The sequence below is a fragment of the Microbacterium sp. NPDC096154 genome (genome assembly GCF_040302945.1).
Classification (GTDB): domain Bacteria; phylum Actinomycetota; class Actinomycetes; order Actinomycetales; family Microbacteriaceae; genus Microbacterium.
In genome coordinates, this window is record NZ_JBEOSM010000008.1 from 135,170 (window position 1) to 153,746 (window position 18,577).

The 18,577-nt window shown below is 70.7% G+C and carries 17 protein-coding genes; 9 read left to right on the forward strand and 8 right to left on the reverse strand.

Going from position 1 to position 18,577, the window contains the following annotated elements; all coding sequences use genetic code 11:
* Positions 1 to 143 precede the first annotated feature (143 nt).
* The 3 genes from surE to ABTW64_RS12210 form a co-directional block, all read right to left on the reverse strand.
* A complete protein-coding gene (gene surE / locus ABTW64_RS12200) occupies positions 144 to 887 on the reverse strand; it encodes a 5'/3'-nucleotidase SurE (protein WP_350622755.1) in 744 nt (247 codons plus the stop codon).
* Positions 884 to 1,951 (reverse strand): PfkB family carbohydrate kinase, encoded by a 1,068-nt coding sequence (locus tag ABTW64_RS12205; RefSeq protein ID WP_350622757.1) that lies wholly within the window; start codon positions 1,949 to 1,951, stop codon positions 884 to 886. Before ABTW64_RS12205 ends, surE begins: the two co-directional genes overlap by 4 nt.
* Positions 1,952 to 2,078: 127 nt before the next feature.
* Positions 2,079 to 3,206: an acyltransferase family protein gene (locus tag ABTW64_RS12210; RefSeq protein WP_350622759.1), complete on the reverse strand. Its 1,128-nt coding sequence runs from the start codon at positions 3,204 to 3,206 to the stop codon at positions 2,079 to 2,081.
* A 220-nt stretch (positions 3,207 to 3,426) separates the two neighbouring features.
* On the opposite strand from ABTW64_RS12210, the gene ABTW64_RS12215 reads away from it, so the two are divergent.
* Entirely contained in the window at positions 3,427 to 4,632 is a 1,206-nt protein-coding gene (locus ABTW64_RS12215; protein ID WP_350622893.1) for an LLM class flavin-dependent oxidoreductase, read from the forward strand.
* Between the two features lie 19 nt (positions 4,633 to 4,651).
* On the forward strand, positions 4,652 to 5,314 hold the full coding sequence (locus ABTW64_RS12220) for a CE1759 family FMN reductase (protein WP_350622761.1): 663 nt from the start codon (positions 4,652 to 4,654) through the stop codon (positions 5,312 to 5,314).
* 95 nt (positions 5,315 to 5,409) lie between these two features.
* Here ABTW64_RS12220 and ABTW64_RS12225 read toward each other — a convergent pair whose 3' ends face one another.
* On the reverse strand, positions 5,410 to 5,997 hold the full coding sequence (locus tag ABTW64_RS12225; RefSeq protein WP_350622763.1) for a DedA family protein: 588 nt from the start codon (positions 5,995 to 5,997) through the stop codon (positions 5,410 to 5,412).
* 52 nt (positions 5,998 to 6,049) lie between these two features.
* Entirely contained in the window at positions 6,050 to 7,219 is a 1,170-nt protein-coding gene (locus ABTW64_RS12230; protein WP_350622765.1) for a MalY/PatB family protein, read from the reverse strand.
* 185 nt (positions 7,220 to 7,404) lie between these two features.
* Here ABTW64_RS12230 and ABTW64_RS12235 point away from each other — a divergent pair, with 185 nt between their 5' ends.
* Positions 7,405 to 9,381, forward strand: coding sequence for a glycosyltransferase (locus ABTW64_RS12235; protein ID WP_350622767.1), 1,977 nt, complete (start codon positions 7,405 to 7,407; stop codon positions 9,379 to 9,381).
* Between the two features lie 304 nt (positions 9,382 to 9,685).
* Positions 9,686 to 10,438 carry a hypothetical protein gene (locus ABTW64_RS12240; protein ID WP_350622769.1) on the forward strand — a complete coding sequence of 251 codons (753 nt, stop codon included), beginning with the start codon at positions 9,686 to 9,688 and terminating at the stop codon, positions 10,436 to 10,438.
* 711 nt (positions 10,439 to 11,149) lie between these two features.
* Here the strand turns inward: ABTW64_RS12240 and ABTW64_RS12245 are convergent.
* Complete coding sequence (locus ABTW64_RS12245; RefSeq protein WP_350622771.1) at positions 11,150 to 11,353, reverse strand: hypothetical protein; 204 nt, start codon at positions 11,351 to 11,353, stop codon at positions 11,150 to 11,152.
* Positions 11,354 to 11,735: 382 nt separating this feature from the next.
* Between ABTW64_RS12245 and ABTW64_RS12250 the strand changes: the two genes are divergently transcribed.
* The 3 genes from ABTW64_RS12250 (at position 11,736) to ABTW64_RS12260 (ending at position 15,987) form a co-directional block, all read left to right on the forward strand.
* Positions 11,736 to 13,997 (forward strand): polyribonucleotide nucleotidyltransferase, encoded by a 2,262-nt coding sequence (locus ABTW64_RS12250; RefSeq protein WP_350622773.1) that lies wholly within the window; start codon positions 11,736 to 11,738, stop codon positions 13,995 to 13,997.
* A 225-nt stretch (positions 13,998 to 14,222) separates the two neighbouring features.
* Positions 14,223 to 15,233 carry an aldo/keto reductase gene (locus ABTW64_RS12255; protein WP_350622895.1) on the forward strand — a complete coding sequence of 337 codons (1,011 nt, stop codon included), beginning with the start codon at positions 14,223 to 14,225 and terminating at the stop codon, positions 15,231 to 15,233.
* Positions 15,234 to 15,384: 151 nt separating this feature from the next.
* Complete coding sequence (locus ABTW64_RS12260; RefSeq protein WP_350622775.1) at positions 15,385 to 15,987, forward strand: histidine phosphatase family protein; 603 nt, start codon at positions 15,385 to 15,387, stop codon at positions 15,985 to 15,987.
* 231 nt (positions 15,988 to 16,218) lie between these two features.
* Here ABTW64_RS12260 and ABTW64_RS12265 read toward each other — a convergent pair whose 3' ends face one another.
* On the reverse strand, positions 16,219 to 16,707 hold the full coding sequence (locus ABTW64_RS12265) for a hypothetical protein (RefSeq protein WP_350622777.1): 489 nt from the start codon (positions 16,705 to 16,707) through the stop codon (positions 16,219 to 16,221).
* A gap of 46 nt (positions 16,708 to 16,753) precedes the next feature.
* Positions 16,754 to 17,218: a GNAT family N-acetyltransferase gene (locus tag ABTW64_RS12270; protein WP_350622779.1), complete on the reverse strand. Its 465-nt coding sequence runs from the start codon at positions 17,216 to 17,218 to the stop codon at positions 16,754 to 16,756.
* 94 nt (positions 17,219 to 17,312) lie between these two features.
* Here ABTW64_RS12270 and dapB point away from each other — a divergent pair, with 94 nt between their 5' ends.
* Positions 17,313 to 18,119 (forward strand): 4-hydroxy-tetrahydrodipicolinate reductase, encoded by an 807-nt coding sequence (gene dapB / locus ABTW64_RS12275; RefSeq protein ID WP_350622781.1) that lies wholly within the window; start codon positions 17,313 to 17,315, stop codon positions 18,117 to 18,119.
* Entirely contained in the window at positions 18,116 to 18,562 is a 447-nt protein-coding gene (locus ABTW64_RS12280) for a hypothetical protein (RefSeq protein WP_350622783.1), read from the forward strand. The genes dapB and ABTW64_RS12280 overlap by 4 nt, the downstream gene beginning before the upstream one ends.
* The last annotated feature ends 15 nt before the right edge of the window (positions 18,563 to 18,577 follow it).

The window sequence follows — 18,577 nt, forward strand, 5'->3', positions numbered from 1 at the left end:
TGTGGGGCGGGCCTTCGTGCATCTCCCTCCCCTCGGATCGGTGACTAGCGCCGGGCGCACTCGCTAGCGTCGCCGACGGCAGTGAGCTCGCCCAGCGCTAGTCAACGCGACCTGGGACCGCGCCCACCGGGGCTGGATGCGCGTCAGCTTCGGTAGCCGACCACGCGGTGGCTGACGGGCTCGATGCCCGTGAGCGTCGCGTAGCCCTCGGCCAGCAGCGCCGCGTCGGTGCCCGGATCCGGCACGTTGGGCAGATCCTCGACCGCCAGGCGGATGTGCTTCTCGTCGCGCTCGCTGAGGGTGGTCTGCACGATGCCGAACGGGGCGAGCGGCGCCTCGCGCACGCCGCGGTGCTGCGGGGCGTTGGGCACGTTGAGGTTGACGACCGAGCCCTTCTCGAGCGACATCAGGAACGGCACCGTCTCGAGCGCGGTGGCGGCCGCGACCTCCCACTCGAACGCCTCGGGCCGCATCCCCACGTCGAGCGACACTGCGAGGCCCCAGGCGCCGTTGAGCCCGCCCGTGAGCGCCGCTCCCACGGTGCCGGAGTGCAGGATGGCGCGCCCCACGTTGGCGCCGTGATTGACGCCTGACAGCACGACATCGAACGGATCGCCGAACGCGCCGTGCGCCGCGATGAGGGCGATCAGCCCGGGCCCGCCGCGCACCGCGAAGGCCGGCAGCTCCTCGAGGCCCCGGAGCGTGCGCCGCTCCATCGCGATGCGCCCCTCCTCCTCGCCGGCGATGATCGATGCGCTCGCGCCGCTCGACTGTCGCTCCGGTGCGGCGATCGTCACGTCGACGCCGTGTGAGGCGGCGGCGCGAGCCAGGGCGTGCAGCCCGGGTGCGTCGATGCCGTCGTCGTTCGTGACGAGCACCCGGGTCATCCGTCCTCCTCCGTCGCGGTGTCCTCGTCCTCGTCACGGCGCCCATCGGCGTCGGCCAATGACGCCAGGCCCACAGGACTCACGCGGCCGTGGCTCTCATCGGGCTGCGCGAGCTCATCCTCCCCGCCTTGAAGCACGCGCACCTGGACAGCGCCGCGCAGGCGGTCGATCGTCTCCATGTCGCCCGTGCCGAGGCCGTGCCGCGTCACGTTCATCGCGCCGGCGGCGGCGCCCGTCACGACGGCCTCCCGCAGGGTCTGGCCTGCCGCGAGCCCCGCGCACACACCGGCTGTGAGCGAGTCGCCCGCGCCCCGGTGATCCGCGATCTCGAGCTGCGGGGGAGTCACCTCCAGCACCGTGTCGCCGGAGCGCACGATGAAGGGGCTGCCCGCCCGTGTCACGATGACGTCGCGCGCACCTCGGGACCGCAGCGTCTCGATGGCGTCCAGCAGCGCCTCTGTGCCATCGGCTCCACCGGGCAGCAGGTCGTCGGCCTGCAGCTCTTCGTCGCTCACCTTCAGCAGGTCGACGCCGCCCTCGAGAGCCGCGGTCATTCGTTCGCCGGCGAGATCGACCACCACGCGCACGTCGTTCGTGCGCAGGTCCGCGGCCAGGCGCCGGTAGGTGTCGGGTGGCAGCACCCCGTCGCCGTCGGGCCCGCTCAGGATGGCCAGCCGCGCGTCGATGCCCTCGCGCAGCATGGCGGTGTAGAGCTCGTCGAGCTCGTGCCGGCTCAGCGGCTGCCCCGCCGTCGCGGCCACCGCGGAGCGTTCGCCGTCGCGCCGGTCGTGCACGTACGCCGCGCCGCGGCCCTCGCGCTCCACGCCAACGACGCGGAAGCCCTCGTCCTCGAGCAGGGGTCGCACCACGCGCCCGAGCTCTCCCGTGAGCGTGCAGACCAGCGTGACTGAGATGCCCAGCCGGCGCAGCATGCGTGCCTGCCAGACGCCCTGACCGCCCGCGTGCACATGGATCTCCGGATCGCCGCCGTCGGCGTCCATCCCGTGGTCCTCGATCGTGACGGTGAGGGTCGGCGACGGGGCGAAGATCGCGATGTCCGACATGAGACAGACGCTAGGCGCCGCCGCTACCGGGTTCAGCCCCCTTGCGTGTCACGCATCGCCGCGCTAGCCGCAACCGGCCGTCACCCCAGCCCACCCCGCCGGGCGCGCGACGGTCGGGCGCGCGACCTCACCGGCGCGGGCGACGTGACCCCGTCGGATCGCTGCCGCGCCCCGCCTGCGGCGTGATGCTCGGATCGGCGAACAGCCAGCGCGAGCGCGGCTCGATCAGGGGCCGGAACACGCGGCGCACGGGCTTCGACGCCAGCAGCACCGCGATCGCCACGGACAGCACGCACACCGCGGGAAGCCAGAGCCATGTCGGCTCGAGGTCGCGCAGCACGCCCGACTCGCGGAACGGGTACAGCACGAACGAGTGCAGCAGGTACACGTACATCGTGTAGGTGCCGAGCGGAGTGAACGCGAACTCGCCCCGAGGAACGAGCACGAAGAACGCCGCGCACAGGATGACCGCGACCAGCATGAGCGCGAGGCGCACGCCGCCCGCCCACCACGGAGCGTCGCCGATGATGGCGGCGTAGTCCTGGTCGTAGAACAGCCAGTTGCGCATGTCCATCTCGTGCCACCCCGGCAGGCCCGCCCATGCCAGCCATCCGGCGAGTGCGAACACGGCCACGGCGCTGACCCGCGCCCACCACGCCTTGCGCTCGAGCAGTCGCAGCCGCGCCACCACGTCGTGCTCGCGCAGCCACCACCCGAGCGCGAAGAACGGCAGGAAGCCGAGCGTCCGCGACAGCGAGAACGTGCTGTCGACGTTGGGCAGGTATCCCACGCCGATCGACATCACGACGGTCCACGCGAGCGGCCAGCGCAGCAGAGCGAGGTACGGCAGGATCAGGCGGAAGATGCCGAGCGCGAGGAGGAACCAGAGGGTCCACGACGGCTGGGTGAGGTTCGGGTCGGGGTCGCCCTCGACCAGTCCCTTGGTCAGCCACCACAGCGCCTCGAAGATGACGTAGGGCACCAGGATGTCGGTGATCACGCGCGCCATCTGCCGTCGCGACGGCGGGTCCGACTTCGAGAAGTAGCCGGAGATGATCGCGAACGCGGGCATGTGGAACGCGTAGACCATCAGGTACAGCGCGTAGGCGATGTCCGAGTCGTACGTGAGCCGCTGCACGGCGTGGCCGAGCACGACGAGCACGATGCACGCGAAGCGGGCGTTGTCCCAGTACGGCACGCGCTTGCGCACGCGGGGAACTGATCCCGTGTCAGGGGAGGGGGGTGCCGCGCTCATCCGGATCACGTTACCGTGACCGCGCTGTGACATTCAGCGCGGAGGTGTCGATGGGCCTGGGGCGGGAATAGATCCGACGCGAGGCCGTTGAAGCAGGTATATTCACACGCATACAAATGCGCAGAACCCAGAGCGGGTCCCCCGGGACCGGATCGGAGCAACAGACGTGATCGACACCACTGCCCAGAACGAGGCCGAGTCGACGGTCGACGCCTCGGGGATGCAGTTCGGACTCTTCTCCGTCAGCGACATCACGACCGACCCGACCACGGGCCGCACACCGAGCGAGGCCGAGCGCATCCGGGACATCGTCACGATCGCCACGCACGCCGAGGAGGTGGGCCTCGACGTCTTCGCGCTCGGCGAGCACCACAACCCGCCGTTCTTCTCATCGTCGCCCACGACGACGCTCGCGTACATCGGTGCGCAGACGAAGAACCTCATCCTGTCGACCGCCACGACGCTCATCACGACGAACGACCCGGTGAAGATCGCCGAGGACTACGCGATGCTGCAGCACCTCACGGGCGGCCGTGTCGACCTCGTGATGGGCCGCGGCAACACCGGCCCCGTGTACCCCTGGTTCGGCAAGGACATCCGGCAGGGGCTGCCGCTCGCGATCGAGAACTACGCGCTGCTGCGCCAGCTCTGGGAGCAGGATGTCGTCGACTGGGAGGGCAAGTTCCGCTCGCCGCTGCAGGGCTTCACCGCCACCCCGCGCCCGCTCGACGGCGTCGCGCCGTTCGTGTGGCACGGCTCGATCCGCACGCCCGAGATCGCCGAGCAGGCCGCCTACTACGGCGACGGCTTCTTCGCGAACAACATCTTCTGGCCCAAGGAGCACTACCAGCGCCTGATCGCCCTCTACCGCCAGCGCTACGCGCACTACGGCCACGGCACCCCCGAGCAGGCGATCGTCGGGCTCGGCGGGCAGGCGTTCATGGCCAAGAACTCGCAGGATGCCGTCAAGGCCTTCCGCCCCTACTTCGACAACGCCCCGGTGTACGGCCACGGCCCGTCGATGGAGGACTTCACCGAGATGACGCCGCTCACAGTCGGCTCCCCGCAGCAGGTCATCGACCGCTACGCCGCCATGCGCGACCACTACGGCGACTACCAGCGCCAGCTGTTCCTGATGGACCACGCGGGCCTGCCGCTGAAGACCGTGCTCGAGCAGCTCGACCTGCTGGGCGGCGAGGTCGTGCCGGTGCTGCGCAAGGAGCTCGCGAAGAACCGGCCCGCCGACGTGCCGGCCGCGCCGACCCACGCCGCCCGCGTCAAGGCGGTCTACGGCGACGGCCCCGCGCGTCAGGCGCGCCCCAACGCCGCGGGCGGCAACAACCTCACGGTCGGCGGCCCCTACCAGGACACGCCGCCGGCGGCGCCCAAGGCAGGCTCCGCATTCGGCTCGGCCGCGACCCGCTGAACCCGGAAGGAGACAGGATATGACCGACACCATGGCCGCAGACACGCGGCGGATCGCGGTGATCTCCGCGGGCCTGTCGACGCCCTCGTCGACGCGCATGCTGGCCGACCGGATGGCCGCCGCCGCAGTGGCCGAGCTCGACGAGCGGGGCATCGCGGCAACCGCCGAGGTGTTCGAGCTGCGCGACTACGCGCACGACATCGTGAACCACATGCTGGCCGGCTTCGCCCCGCCGGCACTCGAGAAGGTGCTCACGCAGATCGCATCGGCCGACGCGGTCATCGTCGCGACGCCGATCTTCTCGACCAGCTACTCGGGCCTGTTCAAGTCGTTCGTCGACATCCTCGACCGGGATGCGCTCGTCGGAAAGCCCGTGCTGATCGGGGCGAACGCGGGCACGGCCCGCCATTCGCTCGCGATCGACTACGCGATCCGGCCGCTGTTCGCCTACCTGCACGCCGAGCCCGTCTCGACCGGCGTCTTCGCGGCGTCGAGCGATTGGGGCGGCAAGGAAGACGATGTCGCCCCGCTCAGCGCGCGCATCGAGCGCGGCGCGCGCGAGCTCGCCGAGGCGATCGCGGCGAAGCCGAAGGTCGACGGCCTCGACCCGTTCGACCCCGACACCTACCTGGGCCAGGGGCGGGGCTTCGGCCACCTGCTGGGCGGGCTCGCGGGGGAGTGAGCGCGTCAGGCGGGCGCTCGGGGAGGGAGCCCGCCGCGAAGGCGCCGGATCGTGCACAGTGCGCGCGATCCGGCGCCTTCACCGCGAGAGCCTCCTCACTTCGCGCGGCGAATGCGCGCGAGGACCAGGTCGATCGTCCAGCCGACGAGGAGTGCCACCGCGATCGAGATGATGACGGCGGGGAGTGTGCCGCCCGGCACGAGCGACGCGACCGCCGCACCCGCCAGCGCCTGGAATGCGGCCCAGGCGAGTGCAGCTGCCCCGGCGATGGGCAGATAGCGCAGTGCCGGCACGCTGGCGGCGCCGGCCGAGAGGTTGACGGCGAGCCGGCCGAACGGGATGAACCGCGCCGTGAACACGGCCGTGGCCATGTGCGTGCGCAGGCGGCCGGCGGCCCAGTCGAGGCCCCGCTGCAGGCCGGGACGCTGCAGGATGCGCCACGTTCGCGGATGCAGTAGGCGGCCGACCAGATAGCAGCAGACGTCGCCCGTGAACGCCGCCAGGCCGCCGACCAGGATGACCGACCACAGCGGGGGGAGCCCCTGCGTGGCGGCGACCGTCCCGAGCGCCGTGACGGCCACCTCGCCGGGCACGACGACCAGGAACGCGTCGGCGAACACGACGGCGGCGAGCGCGGCGAGCGCCCAGGGATGTGCCGCGAGTCCGGCGATGAGCTCGTCCACGGCATCTGTGTACGCGGGCCCGGTGAACGGCCGGGGAACGGCGCACCGGGCGTCAGCGCTGGCGCAGCGCATTCCCCATCGCGGCGACGATCTGTTCGAGGACCGGGCGCGGTGTCGCGAAGTTCAGCCGCACCGCCGTGGCACCGATGTCGCCGCAGAGCTCCCCGTCGGTGAGCACGACCCCGGCATGCTCCCGGAAGAACTCGGCCGGCGATCCCGCCAGGTCGAGCGCGGCGCACTCGAGCCATGCGAGGTAGGTGCCCTCGGGCTGGGTCATCGCGACACCGGGCAGGTGCGCCGCCACCAGCTCACCCAGCAGCCGCCTGCTGCCGTCGAGGTAGTCGACCACGTCGTCGAGCCACGGCCCGCCCGCGGAGTACGCGGCGGTGTTCGCGATCACCCCGAGGTTTGCGGCGCCGTGGCCCCACATCCGGCCCTCGGCGACCCATCGTTCGCCATCGGCCGAGTTCGACACGATCACCTGCGCCGTCTTGAGCCCGGGCAGGTTCCAGGCCTTCGATGCCGAGGTGGCCGTCAGCGTGTGGCTCGCTGTCGCCTCGTTCACCGACGCGTAGGGCACGTGCGCCCGGCCCGGGTACACGAGCGGCGCATGGATCTCGTCCGAGAACACGCGCGCGCCGTGCCGCGCGACGATCTCGCCGATCGCCGCCATCTCGAGCGGGTCGAGCACTCTGCCGATGGGGTTGTGAGGGTTGCAGAGCACCAGCATCCCGGCGCCGTCCGCGAAGGCCTGGTCGAGCGCATCGAGGTCGTACACCCAGCGCTCGCCGTCCCGCGCCATCGGCACCTGGACGACGCGGCGCCCGAGCGCGAGCGGCACCGTGAGGAACGGCATATAGGCGGGGGTCGGCACCACGACCGCCGACCCCGGCGCGCTGAAGTGCTCGATCGCCACCTCGAGGGCGGCGATCACGTCCGGGAACGCGTGCACGTCGTCCGGGTCGACGCTCCAGCCGTAGCGTTGGGCCGACCACGTCGCGAAAGCCTCGGACATCGCCCGCGCGTCTGCCGGGGGCAGGTAGCCGAACGCGCCGCGGTCGACCGCGGCGTGCAGCGCGTCGGTGATGGGCGGCGCCACCCCGAAGTCCATCTCGGCGACCCACGCAGCCAGGGTGTCGGGGAACATCGTCCACTTCATGCTGCCCACCTCGCGCAGGCTCTGCACCGTGATGGCGTCGAAGGGGTGGCGGGAGTGCGTCACGGGCGGCTCGCTTTCGTCGGATCGGCTCGTCCCCATCCTGCCCGGGGTCACCGACACCCGCCGAGCCTCGCGACGGTGACGCGTCGGGGTGGCGCTGGTGAAACCTCGGTGATCCTGGATGAACGCTCGGCGAAGCGGCCTGTCCCGGCCGGCGCTCGGCGCCCGCCGCCGGGCACCCTGGATGGGTGAGAATCGCGCTGGTCGCCGAGTCCTTCCTGCCGCACATGAACGGGGTCACGCACTCGGTTCTGCAGATGGTCCGTCACCTCGAACGGCGGGGCCATGACACGCTGGTGATCGCGCCCGACGCCGGCGCGCGCGACCATTCCCCGGGGCAGCGCACGGCGCGGGGCGACACCGTGCTGCTGCCGTCGATGCCGATGCCGTCGTATCCGGATGTCCGCCTGGCGTATCCCTCCACCTCACGCCTGGCGCGCGTGCTGCGCGACTTCCAGCCCGACGTGGTGCACCTCGCCTCGCCCTTCGCCCTGGGGTGGAAGGGACAGGCGGCGGCCGACGTGCTGCGCCTGCCGACCGTGGCGGTCTACCAGACCGACATGATCGCGTACGCCGAACGCTACGGTCTGCCGGGTGCGGTGCCGCTGGCCACGGCGCATGTGGCGCGGGTGCACCGGCGCGCAACGCTGACGCTGGCCCCCTCGTCGGCGTCCGAAGCGCAGCTCACGGCGCTGGGTATCGACCGGCTGCGCCGGTGGGGGCGCGGCGTGGACGCCGAGCGCTTCCGGCCCGAGCGCCGCAGTGACGCGTGGCGGTCGCGGATCGCGCCGGGCGAGACGCTCGTCGGCTACGTCGGGCGGCTCGCGACCGAGAAGCAGGTCGAGGATCTGCGGGTGCTGTGCGGGCTGCCGGGCCTGCGCCTCGTGATCATCGGCGACGGGCCTGAGCGAGAGCGTCTGGCGAAGCGACTTCCGGGCGCGGTGTTCACCGGGTTCCTCGGGGGCGAGCGGCTGGCACGGGCTCTCGCGAGCCTCGACGTGTTCGTCCATCCGGGCGAGAGTGAGACGTTCTGTCAGACGGTGCAGGAGGCGCTGGCCAGCGGCGTGCCGGTGGTCGCCACGGGTCGCGGCGGTCCCGTCGACCTCGTGCGCTCCAGCATCGACGGGTGGCTCTACCGCCCGGGCGACCTCGACGATCTCCGCGAGCGTGTGCTCGACCTCGCGGGCGACGACGCCAAGCGCCGCTCGTTCGGCACGGCGGCCCGGGGCAGCGTGGCGGCCCGCACGTGGGAGTCGCTCGGCGACCGGCTGCTCGACTACTACCGCGAGGCGCAGCGGCTGCGGCCTGTGGATGACGCGTGGCGGGCGCGCGGCATGACGCGCCCCGAGCGTGTCGAGCCGCCGCGGCCCCGCGCCTGGAAGCGGTACGTGGCCCTGGGTGACTCGCTCACGGAGGGCCTGTGCGACACGTCGCGCATGCAGAACGGCGCGTACCGCGGGTGGGCCGATCGCCTGTCGACCATGCTTGCGCAGGGTGCCGGCCGGTTCGAGTACGCCAATCTCGCCGTCCGCAGCAGGCGGGTGCGCGATCTGGTGCATGAGCAGGCGCCGCAGGCGCTGACCATGGCACCGGACCTGGTGTCGGTGTTCATGGGAGCCAACGACCTCGTCAGCCACGGGGCGGAGCCGGTGCGTCTCGCTGCGCAGGTCGAGCAGGTCGTGCGCGACATCCGGGCGACCGGCGCCGACGTGCTGCTCGTCACGCCGTTCCTGCCGGACCGTCGTGCCGCGCGCCTCTTCGTCCGCCGCTTCGCGCTGTACGCGATCGAGCTGCGGCGGATCGCGGCCGAGACCGACTCGTATCTGCTCGACGCGGCAGCGCTGCCTGCGCTCGGTGACCGCACGATGTACGCCGATGACAGGGTGCACCTGAGCTCACGCGGCCACCGGTACCTCGCCTACCGCGCCGCGGAGGCGCTGGGCATCCCGGACGCCGAGGAGCTCGGGCGGCTCGACGACACGCTCCACGGTTCGAGCCCGGCCGCCGAGCCGCCGGTGTCGACCGGCTGGCTGCGGGTGCACGCCCTGCCATGGATGTGGCGCCGCGTGCGCGGCCGCACGGCGGGTGACGGCGTGCTGCCGAAGCACGCCGACTGCATCGTGATTCCGATCCGTGACGCGCCCGAGAGCAGCAAGCTCGGGTAGTCGGTCCGCGCCGCTCCGGCGCTTCCAGCGTTGCCGTACCGTAACTGCCCGGGCACTCACAGGAGCCTCTCAGAATCCTCGTCCGCAGGTCGCCACATCCCGATATGTTGCCCGCAGGAGCGAGCGCTCCGGATGGAGTCGCCGGGAGTGGTCGTGATCGGTGCTGCGCGTGCCTGGCTGTGGTCGGTGCGGCGGTTGTGTCGTTGGTTGTCACGTTGGTGACGGTGCCCTTCGAGCCGTCGGCCGTGCCGGCCTTGTCGCGGCCGTCACGGTCACGAACACGTACACGGCGACGGCGACGGGCATGACGACCACGTCGTCGAACAGCGCCGTGACCGGGTCGCCGAACGGCTCGACGATCACGACGAAGGTGGATCTGCTCGGGCGGGTGACGTCGTACACCGACGTGTGGGACACGGTCACGGTGCCCGCCTACCAGGCGCGGGTCGACCGGCTCACGAGCGTGACCACCACGCCCGCCGGCGGCACCGCGGCGGTGACGGCGTTCACATACGACCTCGACGGCAAGTCCACGACGGTGAAGGTCGATGGCCAGGTGTACGCCACTCCGTCGTATGACACGTATCAGCGACTCGCGTCGGTCGCGTATCTCGGTGGCTCGGCGCTGACGGGCATCACCCGGGATGCGGCGGGGCGTGCGAGCGGGCAGTCGTGGACGTTCCCGGAGGCGGACACCGTGACCGAGACGGTGGCCCGTTCGCAGGCGGGTCGGGTGGTGCAGCACAAGATCACCCGCGGCACCGAGACCTACACCTCCACCTACGGGTACGACAAGGCCGGCCGCCTGATCACCGCGAAGATCCCCGGCCACCAGCTTACCTACGAGTTCGCCGGAACCGGAGGGTGCGGGGTGAACACCGCGGCCGGGAAGTCCGGCAACCGCACGAAGCTGACGGATGTGTGGACGGCTCCGGGGCAGGCGGCGAAGACGACCACGACGGTGTACTGCTACGACTGGGCCGACCGGCTCACCTCCACCACGGTGACCAACCCGATCGCCGGGGCGAACACGGTCGCCGATGGGCTGGTGGCGTAGGAGATCGTGTATAACGCGCGGGGTGAGACCACGCGCCTGGCGGACATGGTGCTGGCGTACGACGCGGATGGCCGGCATGCGAAGACCGAGCGGTTCGTGCGGATGGCGGCGGCCAAGCGCGTTGCCGCCTATTTCAGCGCATTGTCGGTGTTGTCAGCCATCGGCAGCCCAGCCTTGAGGACTGCGTGGGGGAAGGTGATATCAAGGCGACACTCGGCCATGGGCGAGACCCGCGGTCCCGTGCCCGTGTGGACAGGGGCCGGCCCGAAGGGGGGTCGAAAGCTACGGTGATGGTGGTGAGCGCCCACCTGCGACTGCCGCGGGAGGACGCGGCGAATGGGCACCCGGGATGCCACAGATGACCGATCAATAAGGGAATGATCTCGTGATGTCAGGGGATGCCGGACTTTACCCAGATGCGATCCGCTCTAGAGGGAATCGGTGGGTACATCTTGAATCCGACTTCAAACCTCGACACCTACGACCTGCGCCTTGAGGACCTTCAGTTCGGGTAGAAGCTCGGCCTTCTTCGACCGGAGCTGATTCGATGTATCGCCTTGGAGTTGATCGGGCGGGGTGATTCGCAGGATCCACGAGCGGTCGCAGCGCCGATCGAGCAGGGGCGCTTGTGCGACTCCACTCACTCAAGAGCCAGGGCGGTGGAACCTGCGCTGAAGGTCAGGCAGACGGCGCAGCCGGTCGCCAGCGGCGTTACTCGTCGAGGTCGCCCAATCCGGCCGCCTCGTCGCGCTCGTCCTCGAGAATCGGATCCGGGTCGACCTCCACGGTCTCGTCCGGATCGATCGTGGGCGGCGGCAGTTCGAGCTCGGCCTCGTCGTCCAAGTCGACTTCGCGCTCCTCGTCGGGATTGAGGGGGCGCTCGACGTCGGCGGTCTCATCGGGGAAGTCGCTCATGGTGCCGAGGCTAGGCAGTCCCGCCGACGATGCGACAGGGGCCTGACCAGATCGGGGTGCCGCTGGTAGGGTGGGGAAGGCTCCCGTCTTCGCGGGAGCCGTCGGAGGGCGCCGCGCAGGCGGCGTCCGATCCACAATTCCATACGTGAAGCAGGAGCAGGCTGGCAGGAAGCTGGTCCCCTGAAGTGGTCTCCCAGACCTTCGATCCGCGGATCCGGCCTGGTGGATTTCTCCTGGTGGCCAGCGCAGGCGAGCGTGATCGATCTCCCGCGCGATCTCAGTTCCGCGCGGTCTGAACGCTGCGCGCCCATATCTGCCTGTTCCCCTGCTCCTGACGTGAACCCGCGGCATCCACCGCGGACAACAGAAGGAGAGAGACCTCTTGGAAGGTCCTGAAATCACCGCCGCCGAGGCCGTTCTCGACAACGGCCGCTTCGGCACCCGCACGATCCGCTTCGAGACCGGTCGTCTCGCGCAGCAGGCGCAGGGCGCCGTCGCCGCATACCTCGACGAGGAGACGATGCTCCTCTCGGCCACGAGCGCGGGCAAGCACCCGCGTGAGGGCTTCGACTTCTTCCCGCTGACCGTCGACGTCGAGGAGCGCTCGTACGCCGCCGGCAAGATCCCGGGCTCGTTCTTCCGGCGCGAGGGTCGTCCCTCGACCGAGGCCATCCTGGTCTGCCGTCTGATCGACCGCCCGCTGCGACCGTCGTTCGTCGACGGCCTGCGCAACGAGGTCCAGATCGTCGTCACCGTCCTGTCGATCGCCCCGGGCGAGTACTACGACGCGCTCGCGATCAACGCCGCGTCGGCTTCGACGCAGATCTCGGGCCTGCCGTTCTCGGGCCCGATCGCCGGTGTGCGCCTCGCGCTCATCCCGGGCCAGGGCGAGCACGCCGACCAGTGGGTCGCGTTCCCCAACGCCGAGCAGGTCGAGTCGGCCGTCTTCGACCTGATGGTCGCCGGGCGCGTGCTCGAGAACGGCGACGTCGCGATCATGATGGTCGAGGCCGAGGCCACCGAGAACAGCTGGAACCTGATCAAGGCCGGCGCCGTCAAGCCCAACGAGGAGATCGTCGCGGGCGGTCTCGAGGCGGCCAAGCCGTTCATCAAGCAGCTCGTCGCGGCGCAGGCCGAGATGGCCGCCAACTCGACCAAGGCCCCGCTGGAGTTCCCGGTCTTCCCGGCGTACAGCGACGAGACGTTCGCGTTCGTGAACGAGAAGGCCTACGACGACCTGGTGAAGGTGTACCAGATCGCCGACAAGCAGGAGCGCCAGAACGCCGATGACGAGGTCAAGACCCGCGTCAAGGCCGAGCTGGTCGAGAAGGTGGAGGCGGGCGAGCTGCCCGCTGCGGCGCCGCTCGAGTTCGCCGCCGCCTACAAGTCCGTCACGAAGAAGATCGTGCGTGGGCGCATCCTCAGCGAGGGCGTCCGCATGGACGGCCGCGGGCTGGCCGACATCCGCCCGCTCGACGCCGAGGTGCAGGTCATCCCTCGCGTGCACGGGTCGGCGATCTTCCAGCGCGGCGAGACCCAGATCATGGGCGTCACCACGCTGAACATGCTCAAGATGGAGCAGCAGATCGACTCGCTGTCGCCCACGACGAGCAAGCGCTACATGCACCACTACAACTTCCCGCCCTACTCGACCGGTGAGACCGGCCGCGTCGGCAGCCCGAAGCGTCGTGAGATCGGTCACGGCTTCCTGGCCGAGCGCGCTCTCGTCCCCGTCCTGCCGTCGCGCGAGGAGTTCCCCTACGCGATCCGCCAGGTGTCGGAGGCTCTGGGCTCGAACGGCTCGACGTCGATGGGCTCGGTGTGCGCCTCGACGCTGTCGCTGCTGAACGCGGGTGTGCCGCTGCGCGCGCCCGTCGCGGGCATCGCGATGGGACTGGTCACGGACGAGGTCGACGGACAGACGCGCTACGCCGCGCTGACCGACATCCTCGGCGCCGAGGACGCCCTGGGCGACATGGACTTCAAGGTCGCGGGCACGAGCGAGTTCATCACCGCGATCCAGCTCGACACCAAGCTCGACGGCATCCCCTCGGAGGTGCTGGCCGGTGCGCTCACGCAGGCCAAGGACGCGCGCACGCGCATCCTCGAGGTGCTGAACGCCGCGATCGACGGCCCGGACGAGATGGCGCCGACGGCCCCGCGCGTGATCAGCGTGCAGATCCCGGTCGACAAGATCGGCGAGCTGATCGGGCCGAAGGGCAAGACGATCAACGCGATCCAGGATGAGACCGGCGCGCAGATCTCCATCGAGGAGGACGGCACCGTCTACATCGGCGCGACCGACGGCCCCTCGGCCGAGGCCGCCCGCGCTCAGGTCAACGCGATCGCCAACCCCACCAACCCGGAGGTCGGCGAGCAGTTCCTCGGCACGGTCGTGAAGATCATCCCCTCGGGCGCGTTCATCTCGCTGCTGCCGGGCAAGGACGGTCGCATGCACGTGACGCAGATCCGCAAGCTCAACGGCGGCAAGCGCGTCGAGAACATCGAGGACGTCGTCTCGGTGGGTCAGAAGATCCTGGTCCGCATCGCCGAGATCGACGACCGCGGCAAGATGGCCCTCGAGCCCGTCATCGAGGAGGCTGCCGCCTCCGACGAGACCGCTGAGGCTCCCGTCGAGGCCTGAGTCCTTCGCGATCGGACGGCCCGCTCATCCTCCCGGATGGGCGGGCCGTTCCGCGTTCGACGCAGCATCGGCATCGCCGTGACGAAAGCGTTACCGGCGCGGCGGCCGTGACCGCACGACGCCTGCCGTACCCTCGAATCACACGCCGTCGTCGGGCGTGGCGCGGGTCGTCCATCCCCGGACATGCGCGTGAGGGGGCGGGGTATGGATGAGGCGCAGGTCGGCATGGCCGGCCCGCAGGTGCGGCCGCACGAAGGCGAGTCTGCTGCTCACCCGTCGGCACCGATCCCGGTGCAGGGCCCGGGCGTGGGCACGTTCCTCCGCAGCTCGCTCGGCGACACGGCACTGCGCATCTTCCCCCTGATGCTCGGCGGTGCCGAGTTCGCGTGGACGATCGACCAGGAGCGCGCAGAGAAGCTGCTCGACCACTTCGCGGCGCTGGGCGGCAATGCCATCCACACGGCCGACAGCTTCTCGGCCGGACGCAGCGAGCACATCATCGGGCATTGGATGCGCACGCGCCGCCGCCGCGATGACACGGTGCTCGCGGTGCGCGTGGGTGATCATCCCGACAACCCGGGGCTCGGGCCCACGAACCTCGTGCGTGCGGTCGAGGCGTCGCTGACGCGACTGGCGACCGACCGCATCGACGTGCTCTACCTCGACGCCACCTCCGAACCGGTCGGGTCGGTGGAGGACACGCTCGCCACGGCAGAATGGCTGATCGACACCGGCAAGGTGCGGCATATCGCGGCGTACGGGTTCACCGCCGAGCAGCTGGTCGAGGCGCGCATCCTCGCGTCCGCCGGCTATCCGCGCATCGAGGCGATCGACGTGCCCTACAACGTCATGCGGCGCCGCACGTTCGAGGGCGACCTGCGGCTCGTGGCCGGTGCCCAGGGGCTGGCCGTCACGCCGTCCCACGCGCTCGAGCACGGGTTCCTGTCGGGGCGGCACCGCTCGCGGCACGAGGTGGCCGCCTCCACCCGCGGGCGTCAGCTCGCCGGTGTGCTCAACCGCAGGGGAGTGCGTGTGCTGAAGGCCCTCGACGCCCTCTCGGCCGAACTCGCCGTGCCGCACGCGGCGATCGCCATCGCCTGGCTGCTGGCCCAGCGCGGCGTCGCGGCGCCGATCGTCAACGCGTATGCGCCGTCGCATCTCGACGAGCTCGTGCAGGGAGTGGGCGTGCGCCTCACGCGGGCCCATCTCGCCGAGCTCGCCCGCGCGGCCGAGTGACACGATTTCTTTCCCACCTCGTGTGACCGACGCGGGCGGGCTCGCCCCGCTCGTGTCGGAGACGTCACGTAGTGTGGGGGAGGATCGCAGACCTCCGGCTCACGATCCTGTGAACGATCGGACGCAGACGTGATGAAGGACGGGTGAAGCAGTGGCGCATTACATCTACCTCGTTCGTCACGGCGAGCAGCAGGATGCCGAGCACGGCATGGAGGACGGCCCGCTGTCGCCACGCGGACGGCGCCAGGCCGAGCTCATCGCCGATCGGCTGTCGGGCATCCCGCTCGACAAGGTGTGGCACTCGCCCCTCGTCCGAGCGAGCGATACGGCCCGCATCGTCGCCGAACGGCTGCCCGCCGTGACGCCCGAGCCTCACGCTCTGCTGTTCGACTGCGTGCCCACCGGCATGACCGACGAGACACCCGCGGCATTCGAGCCCTTCTTCGGCGGCGTGACCGAAGCCCAGCTCGAGGCAGGCAAGGCTCAGATGGCCGACGCGGTGGGCGAGTTCCTCGTGCGCAAGCAGGGCGACGTGCACGAGCTGCTCATCACGCACAACTTCGTCATCTCGTGGTTCGTGCGCGAGGTGCTCGGCGCCCCCGAGTGGCGCTGGATGACCCTCAACCAGGCCAACTGCGGCCTCACGGTCATCTCGCAGCGCCAGGGCCGTCCCTGGACTCTCCTCACGCACAATGACCTGGCGCACCTGCCCGTCGAGCTGCGCACGGGCCTGCCCGACACGCTGCTGTTCTGAGCTGCACAGTTCCGTAGGAGATATCCCTTCCGTCGGTGCACTGCGGCCGCTCTGCTCCTACGGACCGGGCTCTCCCTTGGCGCGGGCAGCACCACTGTGTCGGCGGAAGCGTGTCGGTGACGGTCGCGTACCTCGCACGTGTCTGCGCCGCCCGCTCGTCATCCACGCGCGCCATCCGGGCGCCACTCGCCCAGCGATTTGCCGTACCAGCGCGTTGCGTTGGCGGCGTCGTTACGTCGCGGAGCCTGTCGCGAGGATCTCCTCGGCGACGGCGCGGATGCGCTTCCGAATGCGCTCCACGTCATGCTTCGAGTACTCGGCTTCGTCGTACTCGTCGTCGAGCTCGGCAAGCAGATTGAGGAGATCGGACTCGCTCTCGTGGTGGAACCGCGTGTGCACCCAGCCGCTCAACTCGCGCTCATTCATCTCGTTCGCGAGCAGGACCCGGCACATCCTGCGCACGGCGAGAGCTTCAAGACCGTGAGTGAAGGCGTCGTGCAGTCGGAGTTCATCCGCAACGCGCGTGATCAAAGCATCGACTTCGAAGGGGTTCATGCTCTCGGTGATGCCTGCCAGCTCAGCGACTGCATCGCCGCCCAGGTCAGCGACCAGGGCATCGGTGGCCGCCGTGGCGAGTGCCGTGCGACCGCCGCTGAGCCCGATCTTCCACCACGCCACGGCTTCGATCAGGTGGGCGCGGGCCCTCATTGCGGTGGTCATGCTCGCATTCTTGCGGTTCGTGACGCGCTGAGCACGCCCGAGGGGCTTACAGGACCTTACGTAACCAAACAGTCGCGTTCGGGTTGTCGTTGTAGGGCTCGATGGGCTCGAAGCCCGTGCGGGCGTAGAGCGAGGCGGCGGCCGTCAGCGTATGGTGCGTGTCCAGCACGAGCTCGCGGGCGCCCCATTCGCGTGCGCGGCGCTCGAGCTCCTCGATCAGCAGGCGCCCGGCCCCGAGCCCGCGGGCGGCGGGGCGCGTGTACACGTGCTTGACCTCGAAGCGCGCGCCGAGCGGACCGTCGGCGATGCGGCGGATGGCACCGCAGCCGACAAGGCCCCGCTCGTCGTGCTCCACGAGCAGCAGCACGCCGTCGGGCGGCGTGAAGGCATCCGGAGCGGGCAGGGTCGGGCGGTATTCGCCGGGGAAGCCGGCGGCGCGCTCCGCGAAGTACTCGACGATCAGATCGTGTGCGTCGGGGTCGGCGGGGGAGGCGGCGCGGAACGTGATCACGCGTCGAGCCTACGGCCGCTGTCGTCCCCACCCGGACGGGCGGGGCGGTGTCAACCCGAAGGGATCCCGTGCGCGCGGAACCTAGGATGGACGCATGACGACACGGATCGCCCTGGTCGGCGGCACGGGCAAGCTCGGCGGCATCATCCGCGAGGTCATCGACGACCTCGACGGCTTCGAGGTGTCGGCGGTGCTCGACTCTCGCAGCGACCTCGCCGAACTCGAGGGGGCCGACCTGGTGGTCGATGCGTCGACGCCCGCCGTGAGCGTCGACGTGGTGCGCGCCGCGATCGAGCGCGGTATCAACGTGCTGGTCGGCACGAGCGGGTGGTCGGCCGAGCGCATCACGCTCGTGCGGCCGCTGGTGGAGGCGGCGGGCACGGGCGCGGTGTTCATTCCGAACTTCTCACTGGGGTCCGTCATCGGCAGCGCGATCGCCGCGGCGGCCGGACGCTTCTTCCCCTTCGCCGAGATCGTCGAGGCGCATCACGCCGGCAAGGTCGACTCGCCCAGCGGCACGGCCGTGCGCACGGCCGAGCTGATCACCGCCGCCCGTGGCACGCCCGTCGACGCGCCGCACGTGGATCAGCGCGCCCGCGGTCAGCAGGTCGCCAGCGTGCCGGTGCACTCGCTGCGACGCCCCGGCGTCATCGCGCGGCAGGAGACGATCCTGTCGGGCCCGGGCGAGACGCTGTCGATCGTGCACGACACGGCCGACCCCGCGGCCGCGTACGCTCCGGGGATCCGGATCGCGCTGGAGCACGCGGTGGACGTCCGCGGCGTGGTGATCGGGCTCGAGAACTTCATCGACATCGGCGTCGGGGCACCGGCGGCTCGAGATGGCCGGCCCGTGCAGGATGACGCCGTGCCCGGTCAGGTCGCTCAGGCGACGAGCGCGTGAGCGCCCGCGTCGGCGTGGCCGTGATGGCCGCGCTGCTGGCCCTGTACATCCTGCTGGTCGGATGGCGCGCCGTGCAGTTCCTGCAGACGGGAGATCCGGTCGGCATCGCGATGGGCGTGGCGCTGATCGTGCTGCCCCTCGTGGCCGCCTGGGCGCTGGGGCGTGAGCTCTGGTTCGGTGTCCGCGCCGAGCAGCTCGCACGGCGGCTCGAGATCGAGGGTGGCCTGCCCGACGACGTCGTGGCCACGACTCCGAGCGGTCGTGTCACGCGCGACGAGGGGGACGCCGTGTTCCCGCGCTATCGCGCCGAGGTCGAGGCCGATCCCTCCGACTGGAAGGCATGGTTCCGGCTCAGCCTGGCGTACGACGCCGCGGGGGACCGTCGCCGCGCGCGCGGGGCGGTGCGCGAGGCGATTCGGCGCGAGCGCGTGGCCGAGCGCTGATCCGAGCCGCACGCC